The organism is Dyella sp. CR10 (assembly GCF_055814425.1).
The window spans coordinates 609,877-627,771 of sequence record NZ_CP185986.1 but is presented as its reverse complement, the minus strand read 5'-3'; the positions used below and the strand labels follow the sequence as shown (position 1 = coordinate 627,771).

Below are 17,895 nucleotides of genomic sequence, written 5' to 3'. Positions count from 1 at the left end.
GGGGATTCCGCCGTCAGCCGAGAACGCGCTTGACCGTGGCCAGCAACTGCTCCGGATCGAACGGCTTGACCAGCCAGCCGGTCGCGCCGGCCGCCTTGCCTTCCATCTTCCGGTCGGTGTGCGACTCGGTGGTGAGCATCAGGATCGGCACGCCTTTGTATTCGGGCAGCGTGCGAAGCTCCTTGACCATGCTGATGCCGTCCATCACCGGCATGTTCACGTCGGCCAGCACCAGGTCGAAGCGCGCGCCCTTGGCCGCGTCCACCGCCAGCTGGCCGTTCTCGGCTTCGCTCACATCATGGCCCGCGCCACGCAGGGTGAAGGCCACCATGCCGCGCATCGAAGCCGAATCGTCTACCGCCAGGATCTTTGCCATCGTCTACCTCGTCAGGCCGGCGTCGCTGCCGGCAGTTCCAGTGTCTGTACCAGGCCCAGCCGGGCCGCTCCGTCGCGCAGCGCATTGCCCGCGCCGGACCAGGCCACCGCCACGCCGCGCGCCGTCGCCTCACGACGGAACACGGCCAGCAGTTGCAGCGCCGCGGTGTCGATGCGTTCGACCGCGGCGGCTTCCAGCGTCACCGCCGGCGTGTCCAGCGCAGCCTGCAGCACGGCCTTGAGCGCCGGGGCTTCCGCGATGCGGCAATCCGCCGGCAGCGCCACGCGCCCGTCCACTTTGTCCGCCGTTTTCGCCTTGCCCATCTCGCGCCCCTGCTATTGGCTTTCAGGGCGGTTATCGGCGGAAGGACGCATCGCTTTAGGCCAACGCCAACGCTTTTTTGTCGGCGGCACGGAACGTGCTCGCACTGCCGGGCGGCGGCGGCATGGACCCGGCGCGCGCCAAAAAAACGTCGCTCAAGTTCCTGCGCGTCCTGCCGAAGACATGCTTGAAGAGATGGCATGGGGCGTCGAACCGGTAGACGCCAAGCCAAGGAGCCCGCGTGATCATTCAGCCAACCAGCCTTGCCGCCTTGACCTGGGCCGGCGCCGCCTCAGGCGCCAGCGCGGAGAGCTGGCGCGTCGGCGCGGTGCTGGCCGCGCGCACGCTCGGCTACAACGAACAGAGCAAGCTGGTGCTGCAGATCGGCGCGCTGACGGTGGAGACCGACCCGCCCGGCACGCAGTTGCCCTCGCAATTCCAGGTGCGCGTGCTCAGCCTCGGCGCCGAGCCCAAACTGGAGGTACTCGGCGCCGCCGCCGCGCTGGATCCGGCCCTGAGCCGCGCCATGCGCGAGCGCCTGCCGCAGCAGAACGGTTATGCGCCACTGCTGGCCACGCTCGGCGCGCTGGCCCAGCGCCCGCTGCTGCGCCAGCTGCCGGCGCCGCTGCGCACCGCGCTGGCCCTGCTCGAGCACAGCATCCGCGCTCCCGTCGAGATTGCGCAGGGCCCCGGCCTCAAGGAAGCGGTGAAGCGCAGCGGCCTGTTCCTCGAGGCTCAGCTGCTGCAACCGCAGACCGATCTCGGCCTGCTTGGCGAGGACGACTGGAAAGCCGCGCTGCTGCGCCTGGCTGCCACGCTGGAACATCACGGCTCGCCACCGCCGGCGAGCGATACCGAGACCGCACCGCCGCTGGCCCAGCGCGGCCTGCTCGCGCAGCCGCGCGCGCCGCTGCCCGAGCCATCCCAGCCGGGCGAGGTGGAAAGTCTGCTGGTCCGCCTGCACGGCGAGGTACATGCCGCGCTCGCCCGCCTGGAAGTGGCGCAGCTGGAAGCGCAGGCCAGCGGCGCCTGGATGATCGAGATCCCGCTGCAGGGCGAAGGTGGCCAGGACGTGCTGCAGTTGCAGATCGCGCCACCCGAGGACGATCCGGATCAACCCACCGCGTGGGTGCTCGGCTTCGCCATCGACCTGCCGCGCCTCGGCCCCGTGCAGGGCGAGCTGCAGCTGCGCGGCCTGCGCCTGTCGGTGCGGCTGTGGGCCCAACGCACCGACACCGCCGAACGGCTCGAGCGGCGCTTCGCCGATCTGGGCCGGCAGCTCACCGCCAGCGGCCTGTTGCTCGATCAGCTCACCTGCCAGACCGGCCTGCCGCATCCGCCCGGCTCGCGCACCGCCGTCCTGCTCAAGGCGACCGCATGACCGCCGCGCTGCCCCCGCCCAGCCGCAAGGTGGCCCTGCGCCTGGCCGCCCCTGGCGGCGCCACGCCACCTGCGCTGCCGCCTGAAGCGCTCGACCAGTTGCTGGCCCGCGCCCGCGCGCTCGGCATTCCGCTGCACCACGACGCCCAGGTTGCGGCACTGCTCGCCGCACTGCGCCTGCGCACCGATATCCCGCAAGAGCTGTATGCCGCCGCGGCGGCGGTGCTCAGCTGCGTGTACAGGGCGTCCGAGGAAGGCTGACCCGCTTCCGCGCCGGCGCAGGAGCAAGGCCTCCTCCTACCCGGTTCGACGCCTTTGGCCGATGGGCCCTCCTGTTCTAGCCGCACAAAATCGACCGTGTCGCCGGCGCATTGACAATATCGCATTTTGCGATAATCTGATCGAGCCGGCCAAGGGATGGCAACAGGATGCGAGTGATATCCAACAAGCGGCTGGTCGAGTTCTCGACCCGATATCCCGACGCCGGCACGGCCATGCAGGCTTGGCGCAAATTGATGGAATCCACCGAGTTCGGCCGCTTCGCCGACCTCAAGCGAACTTTCGGTTCGGTGGACGTCGTGGGCGACAAGTGTGTCTTCGATATCCGCGGCAATCGATATCGCCTGATCACGTTCATCAGCTTCCAGGCGCAGACCTGCTACATCAAGGCCGTGCTCACGCACGCCGAATACGACCAAGGAGCCTGGAGATGAACGCGCGACTCGCCCCTGTCTTCGACGCCTGGGAAACCTTCCAGGAACTCTCCGGCATTCGCCACATCGAGACCGATGCCGACTACACGGAAGCGACCGACCTGGCCGACGCCCTTCTCGACGACGGCGCCATGGACGAGGCGCATCCACAGCATTCGCTGCTGATGGTGCTCAGCGACCTGATCTACGCCTACGACCAGACGCATTACCCGCAGCCTTCGGTGAGTGGCGTGGAAATGCTGCGCTTCCTGATGGAGCAGCACGACCTGCGTCAGAACCAGTTGCCGGAAATCGGCACGCAGAGCGTGGTATCGGAGATCCTCTCCGGGCGCCGCGAACTCAACGTCAACCATATCCGTGGTCTGGCCGAACGATTCGGCGTGAGCCCCGCTGCGTTCTTCTGATATTCCGCAGCGGCGCCGCCGCCTACATGAACGAATCCGCCAGCCGCGCCACGCCTTCGCGCACGCGTCGCCAGCTTCGCCGCGCGCGCCACGCGTCCAGCGACAGCACGGTGGCATCGGCCAGGTAGCTCGCCTCTACTTCGCGGATACGCGCCACCACCTCGCGGTCGTAGCACAACATGCCGATCTCGGCGTTCAGCGCGAACGAGCGGATGTCCAGGTTGATCGAGCCGATCAAGGCGACGTCGTCGTCGATGCTCAGGTGCTTGGCGTGCAGGAAGTGCGGACGATACAGCGCGATCCGCACGCCGCAGCCCAGCAGCTCGTCGTAGTACGACTCCTGCGCCCATTCGGTCAGGCGCTGGTTGTTGCTCTCCGACAGGATCAGCTGCACGTCCACGCCCGACAGCGCGGCGACGCGCAGTGCGCTGAGCGTGGCGTCGTCCGGCACGAAGTACGGCGTGGTCAGCACCAGCCGGTGCCGTGCCAGGTGGATGAGCGACACCACCACGTCGCGCGCATTCTCGAACGGATAGGCCGGCCCGCTGGGCAGCAGCTGCGTGCAGACGTCCGCGTCGCGCATCGGATAGGTCACCGCCACCTCCAGCCGGGCGCCGGTCTCGATGTACCAGTCACTGGCGAACACCGCCTGCAGGTGCGCGACGACAGGACCCTCCACCCGCGCCACCAGCTCGCGATTGGGAAAGCCGGGCACGAACTGCGGCGCGGCCAGGTTCTGCGAACCCACGTACGCGGCGTGGGTGTCGAACACGGCGATCTTGCGGTGATTGCGCAGATCCATGCGCCCGCTGCGACGCCAGCGCAATCCGCCGGGCAACATGTCGTGCACCATCACGCCCGCCTCGCGCAGCGGCCCCGCGTAGCGCCGCAGGCCACGCTTGGCGCCCACCGCATCCAGCAGCACGCGGCACTGCACGCCACGCGCCGCGGCGCGCGTCAGCGCGGCCACCACCGCATCGCCGACCGCGTCGTCGAACATCAGGTAATACAGCAGATGCACGCGCTCGCGCGCGGCGTCGATATCGGCGATCAGCATGCGCAGCGATTCGTCGTAATCGCCGCAGAGCTGCACGCTGTTGCCATGCGTGGGCATGAAATCGCCCAGCCGCTGCGTCAGCGGCACCATCTCCGCCGCCACCGAGCCTGCCGGCGGCGTCCAGCGCAGCGCGACAAGGCGGGCCTGCTCGTCGCGGATCACCTCCGACGCGTTGGTCTGGCGGCGCACCCGTTCGCGCGACAGCCACGGGTGCCCGAACAGCAGGTACAGCGGCAAGCCGAGCAGCGGCACGAATCCCACCAGCAGCAGCCAGCTGCGCGCCGCCGCCGGCGTCGTGCGCGAGGGAATCCATAGCAGCGCGGCCAGCCGGATCAGCCAGTCCACGCCCAGCAGCCAGGTGCCTTGTATCCAGTCCAGCGACACCGCCATGTCCTTGCATCGGAAGTCGCCCGATTCTGCCGGGAGGCCGCCGTGGCAGAAAGGGGCGCCCTGGACCGACAAGTCTGAACCTGGGAAAGACCCCTCAGGCGTCGTAGCCTTCCGACATTCGCTCCCGCGCCGCCTGCAAGCTGCGCAGCAACTCCGCCTCGCCAACCGACAGGCCGCAGTCTTCCACCAGCTGACGCGTGCCCACGCCTTCGCTGGCAAGGCGGCGAGCCATGTCGTAGCTGGAGGCGCGCGCGGGCGTGGGCGGCAGGTCGGCGATGGCGGGCTGCGCCACCGGGGCCGAAGGCGCGGCGACGGCAGGCACGACAGCGGCCTGCCCCAACCTGCGTTCCACCCGCGCCAGCAACGTCACCAGCATCGAGGTAGGCACATCGGTCTGCGCCACCGCTTCGCACGCCGCGCGCAGGCTGCGCAGCTCGCTGCGCATGCGCCACAGCAACAGGCCTTGCCCGGCGATGGCCAGGATCAGCACGCCTTGCACCAGCTCAGGCAGCATGCTCGAGCTCCTCCGGCAGGCGGCACAGGCGGCGCACGTCCAGCAACGCGACGAAGCCGCCCTGCCATGGCGCCACGGCGTCGACCGGATCGTCCTCGCGCGAGGTGCGGCCCGGCGGCGGCGCCAGGGTTTCCGCGCCGACGTCGAGCAGGTCGCCCACCGTGTCCACACGCAGCCCGACCAGATGCCCCTGGTGCGACAGCACCACGATGCGCGAGTGTGCGGCATCCGCCGGCGCGCCGGTCAGGCCGAGGCGACGGCGGCCATCCAGCACCGGCACGATGCGTCCGCGCAGCTGGCGAATGCCGAGCACGTCGCTCGCCGCGCCGGGTACCGGCGTGACGTCGCCGTCGCGAACCACTTCGCTCACCCGGGTGAGCGGCGCGGCATACGACTGCCCGGCGAGATGGAAAATCAGCCAGCCGCGTTCGGCGGGCATCGCGATGGCGTGGTCCTGACTCATGCGTAGGCTCTGGGCATTCGGATAAGAAACGCGCCGGTCACGGCGCGCCGCGCGGTGAAGCGGGCGGCGGCACCCGCAGCACCTCGAGCTTGGCCGCGATCGGCAAGGTCGTGGCAGGGAGCACGGGAGCCGACTTCGCAGGCGCCTGCGCGGGGACGGCTTCGACCGTTTCGTCCGCTGGCGCGGCGCGGTCGGCGTCGCTGTAGAAACGCGCCGGGGCTTGCTGGTCGCTGAGCACCACTACCAGCACGCGGCGGTTGCGGTTGCGGCCTTCGATGCTGGCGTTGTCGGCCGCCGGGCGGTATTCGCCCCAGCCGATGATGCCCATGCGGTTGGGGTCCACGCCGTTGTCGGCGAACAGGCGCGCCACGCTGGCCGCGCGCGCGGCGGACAACTCCCAGTTGGAAGGGAACACCGTCGTGTTGATCGGCTTGTCGTCCGTATAGCCTTCCACGCGCAGCGGATTCGGGAACGGCGCCAGGATGCCGGCCACGCTGCGCAGCGTGGTGTCGGCCTCCGGCGACAGGCGCGCCACGCCGCTGGGAAACAGAATGTCGGTGCGGATCTCGATCTCCAGCCAGCTCTGCGTACGACGCACCACCACCAGGCTCTGGTCGATCAGCGGCTGCAGCGCTTTCTGCACTTCGTCCTGAATCTGCTGCAGGTTGCGCTGCGCGGCCTCGCGCGTGGTCAGCGCGCCCTGCGTCATCTGCGGCGGCAGCGCCTGCGTGGGCAACGGCACCGCCAGACGCGGGCGCAGCGAAGGCGGCGTGGTGGAGGTGGAGCGCTTGGCCGGCACCGGCGCGGTCGGCGTAGCGTTGTTGCTGTGCACCGGCTGGATCTGCTTGTTGTTGCCGTTGAACGCTTCGATGATCGATTCGGACATCACACGGTACTTGCCCTCGTTGACCACCGACACCGCGTACATCACCACGAAGAACGCGAGCAGCAGCGTCATCAGGTCGGCGTAGGGAATCGCCCAGGCCTCGTGATTGACGTGATCCTCGTGCTTGTGCTTTTTCATCCGAGGTAGCCCTGCAAGCGGCTCTCGATCTGGCGCGGGTTGTCGCCGCGCGCGATGGAGACCAGCCCCTCGATGATGATTTCGCGCATCTTGCCCTGCTTGTGGATCATCCCCTTCAGGCGCGAGGACATCGGCAGCATCAGCAGGTTGGCCAGCGCCACGCCGTAGATGGTGGCGACAAAGGCCGCGGCGATGCCGTGGCCGAGCTTGCTCGGATCGGCCAGGTTCTGCATCACCGCCATCAGGCCCATCACTGCGCCGATGATGCCCATGGTCGGCGAATAGATGCCGGCCTGCTCGAACACTTTCGCGCCGGCGAGATCGGCGTGCTCACGCGTGTCCTGCTCCACTTCCAGCACGCCGCGGATCTGCTCCGGCTCGCTGCCGTCGACCAGCAGCTGCAGGCCCTTGCGCACGAACGGATCCTGTTCGGATTCGATCTGCGGCTCCAGGCCCAGCAGGCCCTGGCGGCGCGAGATCTCGCTCCAGCCGATCACGCGGCTGATCAGATCGTTGGGCTGGTGCCGCGGCGGCTTGTAGATCATCGGCAGCATGCCCAGCGCGTGCTTGAGCACCTTGCCCTGGGTCTGCACCAGAAGCGCGGCGATGGTGCCGACGAACACGATCACGAAGGCGGCCGGGTTCCACAGGGCCTCGACGCTCGAACCCTTGAGGATGGTGCCGACGATCACGACCACGAAGGCCAGGATCGTTCCAATGAGACTAACCAGATCCATGTCAGACCACTGCCTCTGCAGAAGATGAAAGCGCCGCCGACATGCCCGCGGGCTGCCACGGACCGCCTGCGCCAGCCAGCCCCGCCAGGTCCAGCACCAGGGCGAGGCGTCCGTCGCCGGTGATGGTGGCGCCGGCCACGCCGGGCACACCGGCGAACAACGGACCCAGCGGCTTGACCATCACGTCCTCGCGGCCGAGCACCGCGTGCACCAGGCAACCCAGGCGCTGATGGCCGATATGCAGCACCACCACGTGACGACCCGCATCGATGCCGGTCCGGGACCAGCCGGCGAGGTCGCCCAGCGGCAATGCGCGGTCGCGATGCGCCGCGACCAGGCTGCCATCGAGCAGGCGGTCCTGGCCGGGCGCGAGTTCGAAGACTTCGTCCACATTGCTCAGCGGCATCGCGAACAGGCGCTCGCCCACGCGCACCATCAGCACGCGCACGATCGCCAGGGTCAGCGGCACGGTCAGTTCCAGCTCGCTGCCCTGCCCCAGCTTCGAGCGCACCTGCAAGGTGCCGCCCAGCTCGGCCACGCGCGTCTTCACCACGTCCATGCCAACGCCGCGGCCGGAGATGTCGGAGACCTGCGCGGCGGTGCTGAAGCCGGGGCGGAAAATCAGTTCCAGGCATTCGGTCTCGGACAGGCGCGCCGCCTGCGCCTGATCGATCACGCCCTTCTCCACCGCCTTGCGGCGCAGGACATCGGGATCCATGCCGCGGCCATCGTCGGCCACCACGATCACGATGCGCTCGCCGCGCTGGCTCGCGGCCAGGCGCACGCGGCCCTTACGCGGCTTGCCGGCGGCTTCACGCAGGTCCGGCGTTTCCAGACCATGGTCGACGGCATTGCGCAACAGGTGAATCAACGGATCGGCCAGGGCCTCGACCAGGCTGCGATCCAGGTCGGTGTCCTCGCCTTCCAGCACCAGCTCGATCTCCTTGCCCAACTGACGGGCGAGATCGCGCACGATGCGCGGATAGCGCTGGAACAGGCGCCCGATCGGCTGCATGCGCATGCCGAGCACGGCGCCCTGCAGTTCGTCGGCGACGCGATCGAGTTCACCGGCGGCAACGCTCAAGGGTTCGTCGCCGCTGCTCGCGGCGAGGCTCAGCAAGCGGTTGCGCACCAGCACCAGCTCGCCGGCGCGATTGACCAGCGCGTCGAGACGGCCGGTATCCACGCGCACGGTGGCTTCCGGCGGCGGCGCGGCCTTGGCCGCGACCTTCGGCGGAACCGGCGCGACAGGCGCCGCGGCGACGCCGGGCGCGCCTCCCTTGCCGTGCAGACTGTCGAGCAAGGCTTCGAATTCGCTGTCGTCGATCGCGCCAGATGCCTTGGTCATCGCTTCATCGGCACCGGGCGCCTTGCCCCTGCCGTGCAAGTCATCGAGCAGCTTTTCGAACTCCGCGTCGTCGATCGTGCCGGACGAGGATTCCACTACCGGCGCACCGGGCGCGCCGCCCTTGCCGTAGAGGTTGTCGAGCAAGGCTTCGAATTCGCTGTCGTCGATGCTTGCGCTGTCTTCCGCCACCGGTGCGGGCGCCGGTGCGGGTGCAGGCACGGGCGCCGGTGCGCGCGCGGCCGCCGGCGGCTGCAGCCGCCGCAGCAACGCGGCCGGTGCCTGCGGCATGTCGGCGGACGCGGCCAGCGCGGCCATCATGTCGTTAAGCAGGTCGAGCGCTTCCAGCAGCGCATCCATCTGCACCGAATCCAGCACGAAGCGGCTCGCGCGCGCTTCGTTGAGCAGATCCTCGGCGTGATGGCACAGCTGCACCATCGGCTCGACGCCGAGGAAACCCGCGCCGCCCTTCACCGTATGGAAGGCGCGGAACACGGCATTGAGCAGGTCGGCATCGCGCGGCGCGGCCTCCAGCGCCACGAGCTGTTCGCCCAGGCGCTGCACCAGTTCCCCGGCCTCGACCAGGAAATCGTCGCGCAGCTCGCTGTCCAGGGAGGGATCCATCAGGCCCCCGCGCTCAGAAACCGAATTCGCTGAGCAGGCGATCGGCCTCGTCCTGGCTGGACACCTTGGCCGCGGCCACCGGTGCCTCGCCGCCGGCCAGTGCGCCGGTCAGACGCACCAGCTCCAGCAACGACGACTCCACGCTGCCGATGAAGGTGGCGACCTTCTTGATGCGCTGGCCGGACAGATCCTGCCAGGACTGCGCCATCACCATGTCCGACAGACCCTCACGGCACTGCGCGGCGAAGTCGCGCGCCTGCACGGCGAACGCGGACACTGGCGGCGCACCGGCATCGGCGCCGAGCAAGGCACTGGCGTCGGCTTCCAGCGCGGTGGCCTTCGGCCGCATGCGCTCGGCGAAATCGATGCTGCGATGCGCGGCCTTGGCGCTCATCTCCAGCACGTCGTGCAGGTTCTGGCGCGCATCGGCCACGCTGTCGGGCACGCCTTCCTGCGCCAGCTCGCCGCCGAGGCGGCGCACGGCTTCGTGCAGGTCGCGGGCCAGCAGGCCCAGCGCGCGGAACAGGTGCTGCTCGCGCTGGCGCACCATCGCGTCCAGCGCCATTTCGAAGGTGGCGCCGTCGGGGCTGGCCAGCAGTTCCTGCACTTCCTGCGGCAGCGCCGCGCTCATCGGGGTGACCATCACAGCGCTCATGCGCCTGCTCCTTGCGCGGCAAGCCGCTCGAAGATCTTGTCCAGCTTTTCCTTCAGCGTGGCCGCGGTGAAAGGCTTGACGATGTAACCGTTCACGCCGGCCTGGGCGGCGGCGATGATCTGGTCGCGATTGTTTTCGGCGGTGACCATCAGCACCGGCAACGCCTTGAGCGCGGCCTCGGCACGGATCGCGCGCAGCAGGTCGATGCCGGTCATGTTGGGCATGTTCCAGTCGGTCACGACCATGTCGAACGATTGCTGCTTGAGCATCGCCATGGCGTTCACGCCGTCGTCGGCCTCCTGGATCAGCGCATTGGTGAAGCCCAGCTCCACCAGCAGGTTGCGGACGATGCGCCGCATGGTGGAGAAGTCATCCACCACGAGGATTTTCATGTTCTTGTCCAACGTTGGCTCCAGGGGTCCTTGTGGGGTTTGTGTGGGTGGAAGAACCGGAAGCGGGATGCTCAGCGCGACGCGGCGGCGGCTGGCTTCGCGCTGCCGCGCCGGCCTCCCGCCCCCTTGGCGCCCTCGCCTTCGCGCCACCCGGTCATGCGCGCCCGCAAGCGGATCAGCGCCTGTCCGTGGATCTGGCACACGCGCGACTCGGTCACGCCGAGCACTGCGCCGATCTCCTTCAAGTTCAGTTCCTGCTCGTAATACAGCGACATCACCAGCTGCTCGCGTTCCGGCAGGCCGCCGATCGCCTCGACCAGGGCTTCGCGCATGCCTTCCTGCTCGAAGCGGTCCTGCGGGCCCAGTCCTTCCTGGTCGGCCACGTCCAGCGCGGCGCCCTCTTCGTCGTCCTCCGGCGCGGACAGACTGAGCAGGCGCGCGCTCGCGGCGTCGGCCAGGATCTGGTGGTACTCCTGCGCGCTGATGCCCAGGCGCCGGATCACCTCGGCATCGGCGGCATCGGCGCCCGTTTCGTTTTCGATCTGGCGCACCACCTCGGTGACCTCGCGCAACTTGCGATGCACCGAGCGCGGCGTCCAATCGGTCTTGCGCAACTCGTCCAGCATCGCCCCGCGGATACGGATCCCCGCATAGGTCTCGAAACTGGCCATACGGTCGGTGGCGTAATTGCGCGCCGCTTCCAGCAGGCCGATCATCCCGGCCTGCACCAGGTCATCGACGTCCACGCTCGGCGGGAGGCGGCCCATCAGGTGATAGGCGATGCGCCGCACCAGCGGAGCGTGCCGGCGCACCATCTCTTCTGTGCTCTCGCGTTGCAGTTGCAGGTATTCGGAAGCCACGCTCATCTCACCACCCCGTCGATGCCGATGCGGCCCGCCCGCCGAAGAAGGCGATACGGTCACGACTTGTCCGCTGGGGTTCCCCCCATGTATCGACCGCACCGGCCATTTGCTTGAATCCCCGCGCGGCGCGGCTGGCCGGCCACAGATCCACCACCGCGCCCTGGCGGCGGATGGCCTGGCGCAGGTGCTCGTCGTAGGGCACCGAGCCGAGAAAATCGAGCGCCACATCCAGGAAGCGATCGCACACGCGCGCCAGCTTCTCGTAGAGCTGCCGGGCCTCGCCGGCATGGCGCACCATGTTGGCCACCACGTGGAAGCGCCGTACGCGGAAGTCGCGGCTGAGCACCTTGGTCAACGCATAGGCGTCGGTGAGCGAAGCCGGCTCGTCGCAGACCACCAGCACTACATCGTCGGCGGCCGCGGCGAACATCACCACGTTGTCGGACACGCCCGCGGCGGTATCGACCACCAGGAACTCCGGCGGATCGGGCAGCTCGTCGAAAGCGCGAATCACCGCGGCGTACTCGCGGGTGTCCAGCTGCGCCAGGCGGCGTGCGCCGGAACCGGCGGGAATCACCTTGAGCCCGTGCGGTGCCGGCAGCATCAGTTCGCTCAACGTGCAGCTGCCGTCGAGCAGGTGACCGATGTGCCGCGCGGGCTGCAGGCCGAGCAGCACGTCCAGGTTGGCCAGCCCCATGTCGGCATCGAGCAAGGCCACGTCGCGCCCGGCCATCGCCAGCGACATGCCCAGATTCACCGCCACGGTGGACTTGCCCACGCCGCCCTTGCCGCCGGCCACCGCGATCGCGCGGCAGCGTCGCGGAGCAGGTTCGCGCGTCTGGTCCTTCGCCGCGCCGGGCGCGGATTCAGCGTCGCCCGCGCCCGGGTTGAGCGCGGCGAACAGGTTCGTCAGGCCCCATGCCTGATTCATCGCCAAAGTACTCATCATGCATTCGCCACGGCGAGGCCGAAGCGTTCGGCCATATAGCTCTCGTCCACCGCGCCGCCACTCTTGAGCACCTGCGCGGCCCGGCATACCAGCACGCGCGCGTCCGCGGCGGTGATGTCCTCGGGCACACGCTGGCCGTCGGTGGTGTAGTCCAGCGGGAGGCGATGGCGGATCAGCGCGGATAGCGCGCCGCCAAGGCTGGGCGCCTCGTCCAGCTTGGTGAGGATGCAGGCCTGCGGGCCTTGCGGCAGGAACGCGCGCAACATTTCGTCCAGGGCCTGCGCCTGCGCGTTGGCGGCCAGCACCAGGCAGGTGCGCAGCTCGCCGGCGGCACGCAGGAGATCCATCTGCTCTTGCAGGCGCGGATCGCTGCCCGCTACGCCGGCGGTATCGACCAGCACCAGGCGGCGGCCACGCAGGACATCCAGCACTTCGCGCAGGCTTTCGGCATCGTGCGCCGAGAACACGCGGGTGCCGAGCAGGCGGCCGTAATGCTCCAGCTGCGCGGCGGCGCCGATGCGGTAGTTGTCGGTGCATACCAGTGCGACCTGCGACGCCCCATGGCGCAGCACGGCGCGCGCGGCGAGCTTGGCGATGGTGGTGGTCTTGCCCACGCCGGTCGGCCCGACCAGCGCTACCACGCCGCCGCTGCCCGCCACGTCATGACCCGTGATCGCGAGACTGCGGCTCAGCACGCCCAGCGGCAGATAGCGCGCCTGATCGGGGCTGAGCTGGTCGGGCAGTTCATCGGCGAGCCGGCGAGCCACATCGGGTTCGATCCCCAGGCGCGCCATGTCGCGCAACACGCGGCCGCGCAGCGGATGGCGTCGCTGCAAGTCGTTCCATGCGAGCGAGGCCATCTGCGCTTCGAGCATTTCGCGCAGGCTGCCCAGCTCGGCGCGCATGCGCGCGGTATCCAGCGCGGCCTGCTCCATCATCGGATGCAGCGGCGGCGGCTCCGTGGGCGCAGCCGGCGCAGCGGGCATCGTCGCCACGGCTTCGACCGCGGCCGGTGCGCGCCTGGACGGCAGCGGCGGCGGCGGTGCCGGCGCTTCGCTGCGCGCCACACGCACTTCGGTCGGCAGCGGCTCGCCCGAGCGTGCCGCTTCGCGTACCAGCGACTCGTCGTAATCGACGGCCGCGATGATCTCCACGCCCTCGTCCAGGCGGCGGGTGGAGAGGATCACCGCGTCCGGACCCTGCTCCTCGCGCACTTCGCGCATGGCCTGGCGCATGTCCGCGGCTACGAAACGCTTGATCTTCATCGGTCGGTTCAACCCCTGTCGCGGCGCGCCGGATTACCGGCCAAGCGCCTGCACCAAACGCACCCGACGGTTGTCGGGCACCTCGTTGTAGGCCAGTACGTGCAGGTTCTGTGCCACGTGGCGCGTGAAGCGCGCGAGCCACGGACGCAGCTGCGGCGCGACCAGCAACACGGCCGGTTCGCCACCCATTTCCTGGCGGCGCGCCGCGTCGGCGACGCCGCTCTGCAGGCGGTCGGCCAGGCCCGGTTCCACCGCGGCGCCCGCCACGCCGCCGTTTCCGAGCGAGGCGAGCAGGATCTGCTCCAGCTCCGGCGCCAGCGTGATGACCGGAATCTCGGTGCCAAGGCCCGCGATCTCCTGCACGATCTGCCGGCCCAGCGCGACGCGCACGGCGGCGGTGAGCGCGCCGGGATCCTGACTCTGGCCCGCGTGCTCCGCCAAGGATTCGACGATGGAACGCATGTTGCGGATCGGCACGCGCTCGGCCAGCAGGTTCTGCAGCACCTTCACCACCACGCCCAGCGACATGCGCTTGGGCACCAGGTCTTCCACCAGCTTCGGCGCGACGGCGGCCAGGCGATCGAGCAGCTGCTGCACGTCCTGGTGACTGAGCAGTTCGTGCGCGTGGCCCTGCAGGATATGCGACAGATGCGTGGCCACCACGGTGGCCGGATCGACTACGGTGTAGCCCAGCGCCTGTGCGTTGTCGCGCTGGCCGGATTCGATCCACACCGCTTCCAGGCCGAACGCCGGATCTTGCGTGGCGATGCCCTGCAGCGGCCCGTGCACGCGGCCGGGATTGATCGCCAGCAGGCGCTCGTTGTGCACCTCGGCTTCGCCCATCGGCACGCCCATCAAGGTGATGCGATAGGTATTGGGGCCAAGATCGAGGTTGTCGCGGATGTGCACCGGCGGCACCAGGAAGCCCAGCTCCTGCGACAGCTTGCGGCGCACCGACTTGATCCGCCCCATCAGCTCGCCGCCCTGGTTCTTGTCCACCAGCGGGATCAGTCGATAACCCACCTCGAGGCCAACCGGATCGACGCCGGCGACATCTTCCCAACCCAGCTCCAGGCGTTCGGCCGGCGCCGCCGCGGGCGCGGCTTCCACGGCGGCCTCTTCGGCCAGTCGCTCGCGCGTCTCGCGTTCGCGCTTGAGCATCAGCCAGGCCGCGCCACCGCAGATCGCGCCCAGCAGCAGGAAGGCGATGTTCGGCATGCCCGGCACCAGGCCCATCACGCCCAGCACCACGCCCGCCACGGCCAGCGCGCGCGGCTGGCCGAACACCTGGCCGAGCACCTGCTTGCCCATGTCCTGCGCGCGCGATACGCGGGTGACGATCACCGCGGTGGAGATCGACAGCATCAACGCCGGCACCTGCGCCACCAGGCCGTCGCCGATGGTCAGCAGCGTGTAGGTCTTGGCCGCCTCGCCGGCCGAGAGGCCATGCTGCATCACGCCGACGAAGAAACCGCCGACGATATTGATGATCAGGATCAGAATGCCGGCCGTGGCGTCGCCGCGCACGAATTTGGAAGCGCCGTCCATCGAGCCGTAGAAGTCCGCTTCCTCGCGCACTTCCTGGCGGCGCTCGCGCGCCTGTTCCTGGGTGAGCAGGCCGGCGTTGAGGTCGGCGTCGATCGCCATCTGCTTGCCGGGCATCGCATCCAGGGTGAAGCGCGCGGTCACCTCGGACACGCGCGTGGCGCCCTTGGTCACCACCACGAAGTTGATGATGGTGAGGATGGCGAACACCACCAGGCCCACTGCGAAATTGCCGCCGATCACGAACTCGCCGAATGCCTCGATCACCTTGCCTGCCGCACCGGGACCGTTGTGACCGTGCAGCAGCACCACGCGGGTCGAGGCGATGTTCAGCGCCAGGCGCAGCAGCGTGGCCATCAGCACGACGGTGGGAAACGCGGCGAATTCCAGCGGCCGCAGCACGTAGACCACCGCCAGCAGGATCACCAGCGACAGCGCGATGTTGAAGCTGAAGAGGATATCCAGCAAGAACGGCGGCAGCGGCAACATCACCATTGCCAGCGCAGCCAGCATGACAATGGGCGCGCCGGCGCCGCGGCGGCTTATCTGCTTGAAGGTTTCGAACGCGCTCGCGCTTGCGGCAGCCATCTAGCGGGTGTCCTGTACAGAATCAGCGATAGGGGCCAAGCAGGTCCGGATCGACCTGTGGCGAAGGTGGCGCGGGCGGTACGTCGCCGTGCGCGACGGCCTGGCGCAGCTGGAATACGTAAGCCAGCACCTGCGCCACGGCGACGTACAACGAGGCGGGGATCTCCCGGCCGAGTTCGGTGGTGGCATACAAGGCGCGCGCTAGCGGCGGCGCTTCCACCATGGGAATACGGTGGCCGGCGGCGACCTGGCGGATCTGCATGGCGATCACGTCCACGCCCTTGGCGATCACGCGCGGCGCGCGCATGCGGTCTTCGTCGTACTTCAGCGCCACCGCGAAGTGCGTGGGGTTGGTCACCACCACGTCAGCCTTGGGCAGCTCCTGCATCATGCGGCGGCGGGCGAGCTGGTGCTGCACCTGGCGGATACGGCCCTTGAGCTCGGGATTGCCGTCGCTTTCTTTGGCTTCGTCGCGCAGTTCCTGCTTGGTCATGCGCAAGCGACGGCCGTAGTCGAAGCGCTGGTAGGCCGCATCGATGCCGCCGATCAGCAACAGCATCGTGCCGAACAGCAGCGCCGCGCGGCCCAGCTGGGACAGCGACTGCGCGATACCGGCCACGACGGTGCCTCGCCCGCTCGCCTGCATCGCCTCCTGCGCATGCCACAGAAACCAGGCCAGCGCCGCGCCGATGAAGAGCAGCTTGAGCAGCGACTTGGCCAGCTCGACCAGCCCGCGCAGCGAGACCAGGCGGCCCAGCCCGGCGATCGGGTCGAGCCGCTCGAACTTTGGCTGCAGCACCTGCGCGCTGAAGCTCAGGCCGCCCAGCAGGATCGGTGCGGCGAACGTCGCCAGCAAGGTCGCCACGGCCACCGGCATCAGCAGGGCCATCGCCTCGCGCAGCGCGGCGCCCAGCACGCGCCCGGGCAGCTCGCCGGAGAACAGCGCCTCGCGCCCGTAGCCGAAACCCAGTTCGTAGATACGACGCGCATGCGCGAACGCGCGCTCGCTGCCGCTCATCAGCGCGGCGACGCCGGCCAGCACCACCAGGGCACCGGACAGATCGCGCGAACGCGGAACGTCGCCCTTCTCGCGCGCCTCGCGCAGGCGCTTCTCTGATGGTTTTTCGGTGCGTTCCTGATCGTCATGCTCGGACATCTCAGGCTCCCAGCAGCTCGCGCATCAACGACCACGCGCTTTCTTCCAGCGCACCGAATGCGCCCGGCAGCGCGCGCAGCGCCAGCCACAAGGCGACGAAGCCCAGGCACAAGGTGATCGGAAAGCCCACCGCGAACAGATTCATCGCCGGCGCCGCGCGGCTGATCGCCGCGAAGCCCATGTTGACCACCAGCAGTGCCGTCATCGCCGGCAAGGCGACGCGCACCGCGCCGGCAAACAGCTGGCTGCCGAACGCGGCCACCGCATGCAGGCCATCGGGCGAGATCGCGTCGACGCCCGGCGGCAGCGTGCGGAAGCTTTCGGCCAGCAGGCCGATCAGGCGAAGGTGTCCGTCCATCGCCAGGAACAGCAGCGTCACCAGCAGCAGATAGAACTGATTGAGCACCGGCGAACTGCCGCCGCCCTGCGGGTTCACCACTTCGGCGAAACCCAGGCTCATGCTCTGCGCCACCAACTGCCCGCCGAACGCCACCGCCTCGAAGGTCAGCCGCAGCACGAAACCCACCGCGGCGCCGATCAGCACCTGCCCCGCCATGGTGGCGATGCCCGCAGCCGTCATCGGATCGATGCGCGCCGGCGCGAGCGGCGCCAGCACCACGGTGAGCAACACGATCAGCGCCACGCGGACGCGCGCCGGCAGCACCGTCGCGCTGTAGACCGGCGCGACCAGGAACAACCCCGCCACGCGTCCCATCGCCCACAGCAGGCCGCCGAGCCATACCGGCAGCTGGGCGAGATCGACAGTGTTCACCGCACTGCTCCCGGCAGGCTCTCGATCAGCTGCCGCGTGAACAGCACCAGCGTACGCAGCATCCACGGCCCTGCGATCAGCGCCACCAGCGCCATCGCGATCAGCTTGGGGATGAAGCTCAGCGTCATTTCGTTGATCTGCGTCGCCGCCTGGATCACGCCGATCAGCACGCCCACCGCCAGCGCGGTGAGCAGCAGCGGCGCGGCGACCAGCATGGCGACATAGAGCGCGTGCTGGCCGAATTCGATGACGGATTCGGGCGTCATGCGAAACCCTCCATCTTCTGCCCCCTCTCCCCTCCGGGAAGAGGGTTGGGGTGAGGGGCCGGGCGGAGCGAGAAGTTGAGGGCTCGCCAGAACCTC

At 69.1% G+C, this 17,895-nt stretch carries 21 protein-coding genes; 4 read left to right on the top strand and 17 right to left on the bottom strand.

What is annotated here, in order from left to right:
* Positions 1-13: 13 nt before the first annotated feature.
* A complete protein-coding gene (locus ACNR9O_RS02790; RefSeq protein WP_473683097.1) occupies positions 14-376 on the bottom strand; it encodes a response regulator in 363 nt (120 codons plus the stop codon).
* Between the two features lie 11 nt (positions 377-387).
* A complete protein-coding gene (locus ACNR9O_RS02785; RefSeq protein WP_473683099.1) occupies positions 388-699 on the bottom strand; it encodes an STAS domain-containing protein in 312 nt (103 codons plus the stop codon).
* 239 nt (positions 700-938) lie between these two features.
* On the opposite strand from ACNR9O_RS02785, the gene fliK reads away from it, so the two are divergent.
* From fliK to ACNR9O_RS02765, 4 genes are all read left to right on the top strand, one after another.
* A complete protein-coding gene (gene fliK / locus ACNR9O_RS02780) occupies positions 939-2,078 on the top strand; it encodes a flagellar hook-length control protein FliK (protein ID WP_473683101.1) in 1,140 nt (379 codons plus the stop codon).
* Complete coding sequence (locus ACNR9O_RS02775) at positions 2,075-2,338, top strand: hypothetical protein (RefSeq protein WP_473683103.1); 264 nt, start codon at positions 2,075-2,077, stop codon at positions 2,336-2,338. Before fliK ends, ACNR9O_RS02775 begins: the two co-directional genes overlap by 4 nt.
* A 167-nt stretch (positions 2,339-2,505) precedes the next feature.
* Entirely contained in the window at positions 2,506-2,790 is a 285-nt protein-coding gene (locus tag ACNR9O_RS02770) for a type II toxin-antitoxin system HigB family toxin (RefSeq protein WP_473683105.1), read from the top strand.
* The gene (locus ACNR9O_RS02765; protein ID WP_473683107.1) at positions 2,787-3,194 is read left to right on the top strand and encodes a helix-turn-helix domain-containing protein; all 408 of its coding nucleotides are present in this window, start codon (positions 2,787-2,789) and stop codon (positions 3,192-3,194) included. Before ACNR9O_RS02770 ends, ACNR9O_RS02765 begins: the two co-directional genes overlap by 4 nt.
* Before the next feature lie 22 nt (positions 3,195-3,216).
* Here ACNR9O_RS02765 and cls read toward each other — a convergent pair whose 3' ends face one another.
* The 15 genes from cls to fliQ all read right to left on the bottom strand — a co-directional run bounded on the left by cls (position 3,217) and on the right by fliQ (position 17,799).
* Positions 3,217-4,641 (bottom strand): cardiolipin synthase, encoded by a 1,425-nt coding sequence (gene cls, locus ACNR9O_RS02760; protein WP_473683109.1) that lies wholly within the window; start codon positions 4,639-4,641, stop codon positions 3,217-3,219.
* Positions 4,642-4,735: 94 nt separating this feature from the next.
* On the bottom strand, positions 4,736-5,155 hold the full coding sequence (locus tag ACNR9O_RS02755; protein ID WP_473683111.1) for a DUF2802 domain-containing protein: 420 nt from the start codon (positions 5,153-5,155) through the stop codon (positions 4,736-4,738).
* Positions 5,145-5,618: a chemotaxis protein CheW gene (locus ACNR9O_RS02750; RefSeq protein ID WP_473683113.1), complete on the bottom strand. Its 474-nt coding sequence runs from the start codon at positions 5,616-5,618 to the stop codon at positions 5,145-5,147. The genes ACNR9O_RS02755 and ACNR9O_RS02750 overlap by 11 nt, the downstream gene beginning before the upstream one ends.
* 37 nt (positions 5,619-5,655) lie before the next feature.
* Positions 5,656-6,642 (bottom strand): flagellar motor protein MotD, encoded by a 987-nt coding sequence (gene motD, locus ACNR9O_RS02745; protein WP_473683115.1) that lies wholly within the window; start codon positions 6,640-6,642, stop codon positions 5,656-5,658.
* The gene (locus ACNR9O_RS02740; RefSeq protein ID WP_473683117.1) at positions 6,639-7,379 is read right to left on the bottom strand and encodes a flagellar motor protein; all 741 of its coding nucleotides are present in this window, start codon (positions 7,377-7,379) and stop codon (positions 6,639-6,641) included. The genes motD and ACNR9O_RS02740 overlap by 4 nt, the downstream gene beginning before the upstream one ends.
* 1 nt (position 7,380) lies before the next feature.
* Positions 7,381-9,348 (bottom strand): chemotaxis protein CheA, encoded by a 1,968-nt coding sequence (locus ACNR9O_RS02735; protein WP_473683119.1) that lies wholly within the window; start codon positions 9,346-9,348, stop codon positions 7,381-7,383.
* A gap of 13 nt (positions 9,349-9,361) precedes the next feature.
* Positions 9,362-10,003, bottom strand: coding sequence for a protein phosphatase CheZ (locus ACNR9O_RS02730; protein WP_473683121.1), 642 nt, complete (start codon positions 10,001-10,003; stop codon positions 9,362-9,364).
* Positions 10,000-10,407, bottom strand: a complete 408-nt coding sequence (gene cheY, locus ACNR9O_RS02725) for a chemotaxis response regulator CheY (protein ID WP_473700698.1) — start codon at positions 10,405-10,407, stop codon at positions 10,000-10,002. The genes ACNR9O_RS02730 and cheY overlap by 4 nt, the downstream gene beginning before the upstream one ends.
* Positions 10,408-10,466: 59 nt before the next feature.
* On the bottom strand, positions 10,467-11,261 hold the full coding sequence (locus ACNR9O_RS02720) for an RNA polymerase sigma factor FliA (protein ID WP_473683125.1): 795 nt from the start codon (positions 11,259-11,261) through the stop codon (positions 10,467-10,469).
* Between the two features lies 1 nt (position 11,262).
* The gene (locus ACNR9O_RS02715) at positions 11,263-12,207 is read right to left on the bottom strand and encodes a MinD/ParA family protein (protein WP_473683127.1); all 945 of its coding nucleotides are present in this window, start codon (positions 12,205-12,207) and stop codon (positions 11,263-11,265) included.
* Positions 12,204-13,472 carry a flagellar biosynthesis protein FlhF gene (gene flhF, locus ACNR9O_RS02710; protein WP_473683129.1) on the bottom strand — a complete coding sequence of 423 codons (1,269 nt, stop codon included), beginning with the start codon at positions 13,470-13,472 and terminating at the stop codon, positions 12,204-12,206. Before flhF ends, ACNR9O_RS02715 begins: the two co-directional genes overlap by 4 nt.
* A 33-nt stretch (positions 13,473-13,505) precedes the next feature.
* Positions 13,506-15,605: a flagellar biosynthesis protein FlhA gene (flhA, locus tag ACNR9O_RS02705; protein ID WP_473683131.1), complete on the bottom strand. Its 2,100-nt coding sequence runs from the start codon at positions 15,603-15,605 to the stop codon at positions 13,506-13,508.
* A 22-nt stretch (positions 15,606-15,627) separates the two neighbouring features.
* Positions 15,628-16,761, bottom strand: coding sequence for a flagellar biosynthesis protein FlhB (gene flhB, locus ACNR9O_RS02700; protein WP_473683133.1), 1,134 nt, complete (start codon positions 16,759-16,761; stop codon positions 15,628-15,630).
* 1 nt (position 16,762) lies between these two features.
* Positions 16,763-17,533, bottom strand: coding sequence for a flagellar biosynthetic protein FliR (gene fliR / locus ACNR9O_RS02695; protein WP_473683135.1), 771 nt, complete (start codon positions 17,531-17,533; stop codon positions 16,763-16,765).
* Entirely contained in the window at positions 17,530-17,799 is a 270-nt protein-coding gene (gene fliQ, locus ACNR9O_RS02690) for a flagellar biosynthesis protein FliQ (RefSeq protein ID WP_473683137.1), read from the bottom strand. Before fliQ ends, fliR begins: the two co-directional genes overlap by 4 nt.
* Between the last annotated feature and the right edge of the window lie 96 nt (positions 17,800-17,895).

What these genes read in the sequence shown, in the direction of transcription:
- ACNR9O_RS02755 (WP_473683111.1), bottom strand. Translation starts at nt 5,155, where the DNA reads ATGCTGCCTGAGCTGGTGCAAGGCGTGCTGATCCTGGCCATCGCCGGG.
- ACNR9O_RS02790 (WP_473683097.1), bottom strand. Translation starts at nt 376, where the DNA reads ATGGCAAAGATCCTGGCGGTAGACGATTCGGCTTCGATGCGCGGCATG.
- motD (WP_473683115.1), bottom strand. Translation starts at nt 6,642, where the DNA reads ATGAAAAAGCACAAGCACGAGGATCACGTCAATCACGAGGCCTGGGCG.
- flhB (WP_473683133.1), bottom strand. Translation starts at nt 16,761, where the DNA reads ATGTCCGAGCATGACGATCAGGAACGCACCGAAAAACCATCAGAGAAG.
- ACNR9O_RS02740 (WP_473683117.1), bottom strand. Translation starts at nt 7,379, where the DNA reads ATGGATCTGGTTAGTCTCATTGGAACGATCCTGGCCTTCGTGGTCGTG.
- flhA (WP_473683131.1), bottom strand. Translation starts at nt 15,605, where the DNA reads ATGGCTGCCGCAAGCGCGAGCGCGTTCGAAACCTTCAAGCAGATAAGC.
- ACNR9O_RS02720 (WP_473683125.1), bottom strand. Translation starts at nt 11,261, where the DNA reads ATGAGCGTGGCTTCCGAATACCTGCAACTGCAACGCGAGAGCACAGAA.
- ACNR9O_RS02715 (WP_473683127.1), bottom strand. Translation starts at nt 12,207, where the DNA reads ATGATGAGTACTTTGGCGATGAATCAGGCATGGGGCCTGACGAACCTG.
- ACNR9O_RS02735 (WP_473683119.1), bottom strand. Translation starts at nt 9,348, where the DNA reads ATGGATCCCTCCCTGGACAGCGAGCTGCGCGACGATTTCCTGGTCGAG.
- ACNR9O_RS02775 (WP_473683103.1), top strand. Translation starts at nt 2,075, where the DNA reads ATGACCGCCGCGCTGCCCCCGCCCAGCCGCAAGGTGGCCCTGCGCCTG.
- ACNR9O_RS02730 (WP_473683121.1), bottom strand. Translation starts at nt 10,003, where the DNA reads ATGAGCGCTGTGATGGTCACCCCGATGAGCGCGGCGCTGCCGCAGGAA.
- ACNR9O_RS02785 (WP_473683099.1), bottom strand. Translation starts at nt 699, where the DNA reads ATGGGCAAGGCGAAAACGGCGGACAAAGTGGACGGGCGCGTGGCGCTG.
- ACNR9O_RS02750 (WP_473683113.1), bottom strand. Translation starts at nt 5,618, where the DNA reads ATGAGTCAGGACCACGCCATCGCGATGCCCGCCGAACGCGGCTGGCTG.
- flhF (WP_473683129.1), bottom strand. Translation starts at nt 13,472, where the DNA reads ATGAAGATCAAGCGTTTCGTAGCCGCGGACATGCGCCAGGCCATGCGC.
- fliQ (WP_473683137.1), bottom strand. Translation starts at nt 17,799, where the DNA reads ATGACGCCCGAATCCGTCATCGAATTCGGCCAGCACGCGCTCTATGTC.
- ACNR9O_RS02765 (WP_473683107.1), top strand. Translation starts at nt 2,787, where the DNA reads ATGAACGCGCGACTCGCCCCTGTCTTCGACGCCTGGGAAACCTTCCAG.
- ACNR9O_RS02770 (WP_473683105.1), top strand. Translation starts at nt 2,506, where the DNA reads ATGCGAGTGATATCCAACAAGCGGCTGGTCGAGTTCTCGACCCGATAT.
- cls (WP_473683109.1), bottom strand. Translation starts at nt 4,641, where the DNA reads ATGGCGGTGTCGCTGGACTGGATACAAGGCACCTGGCTGCTGGGCGTG.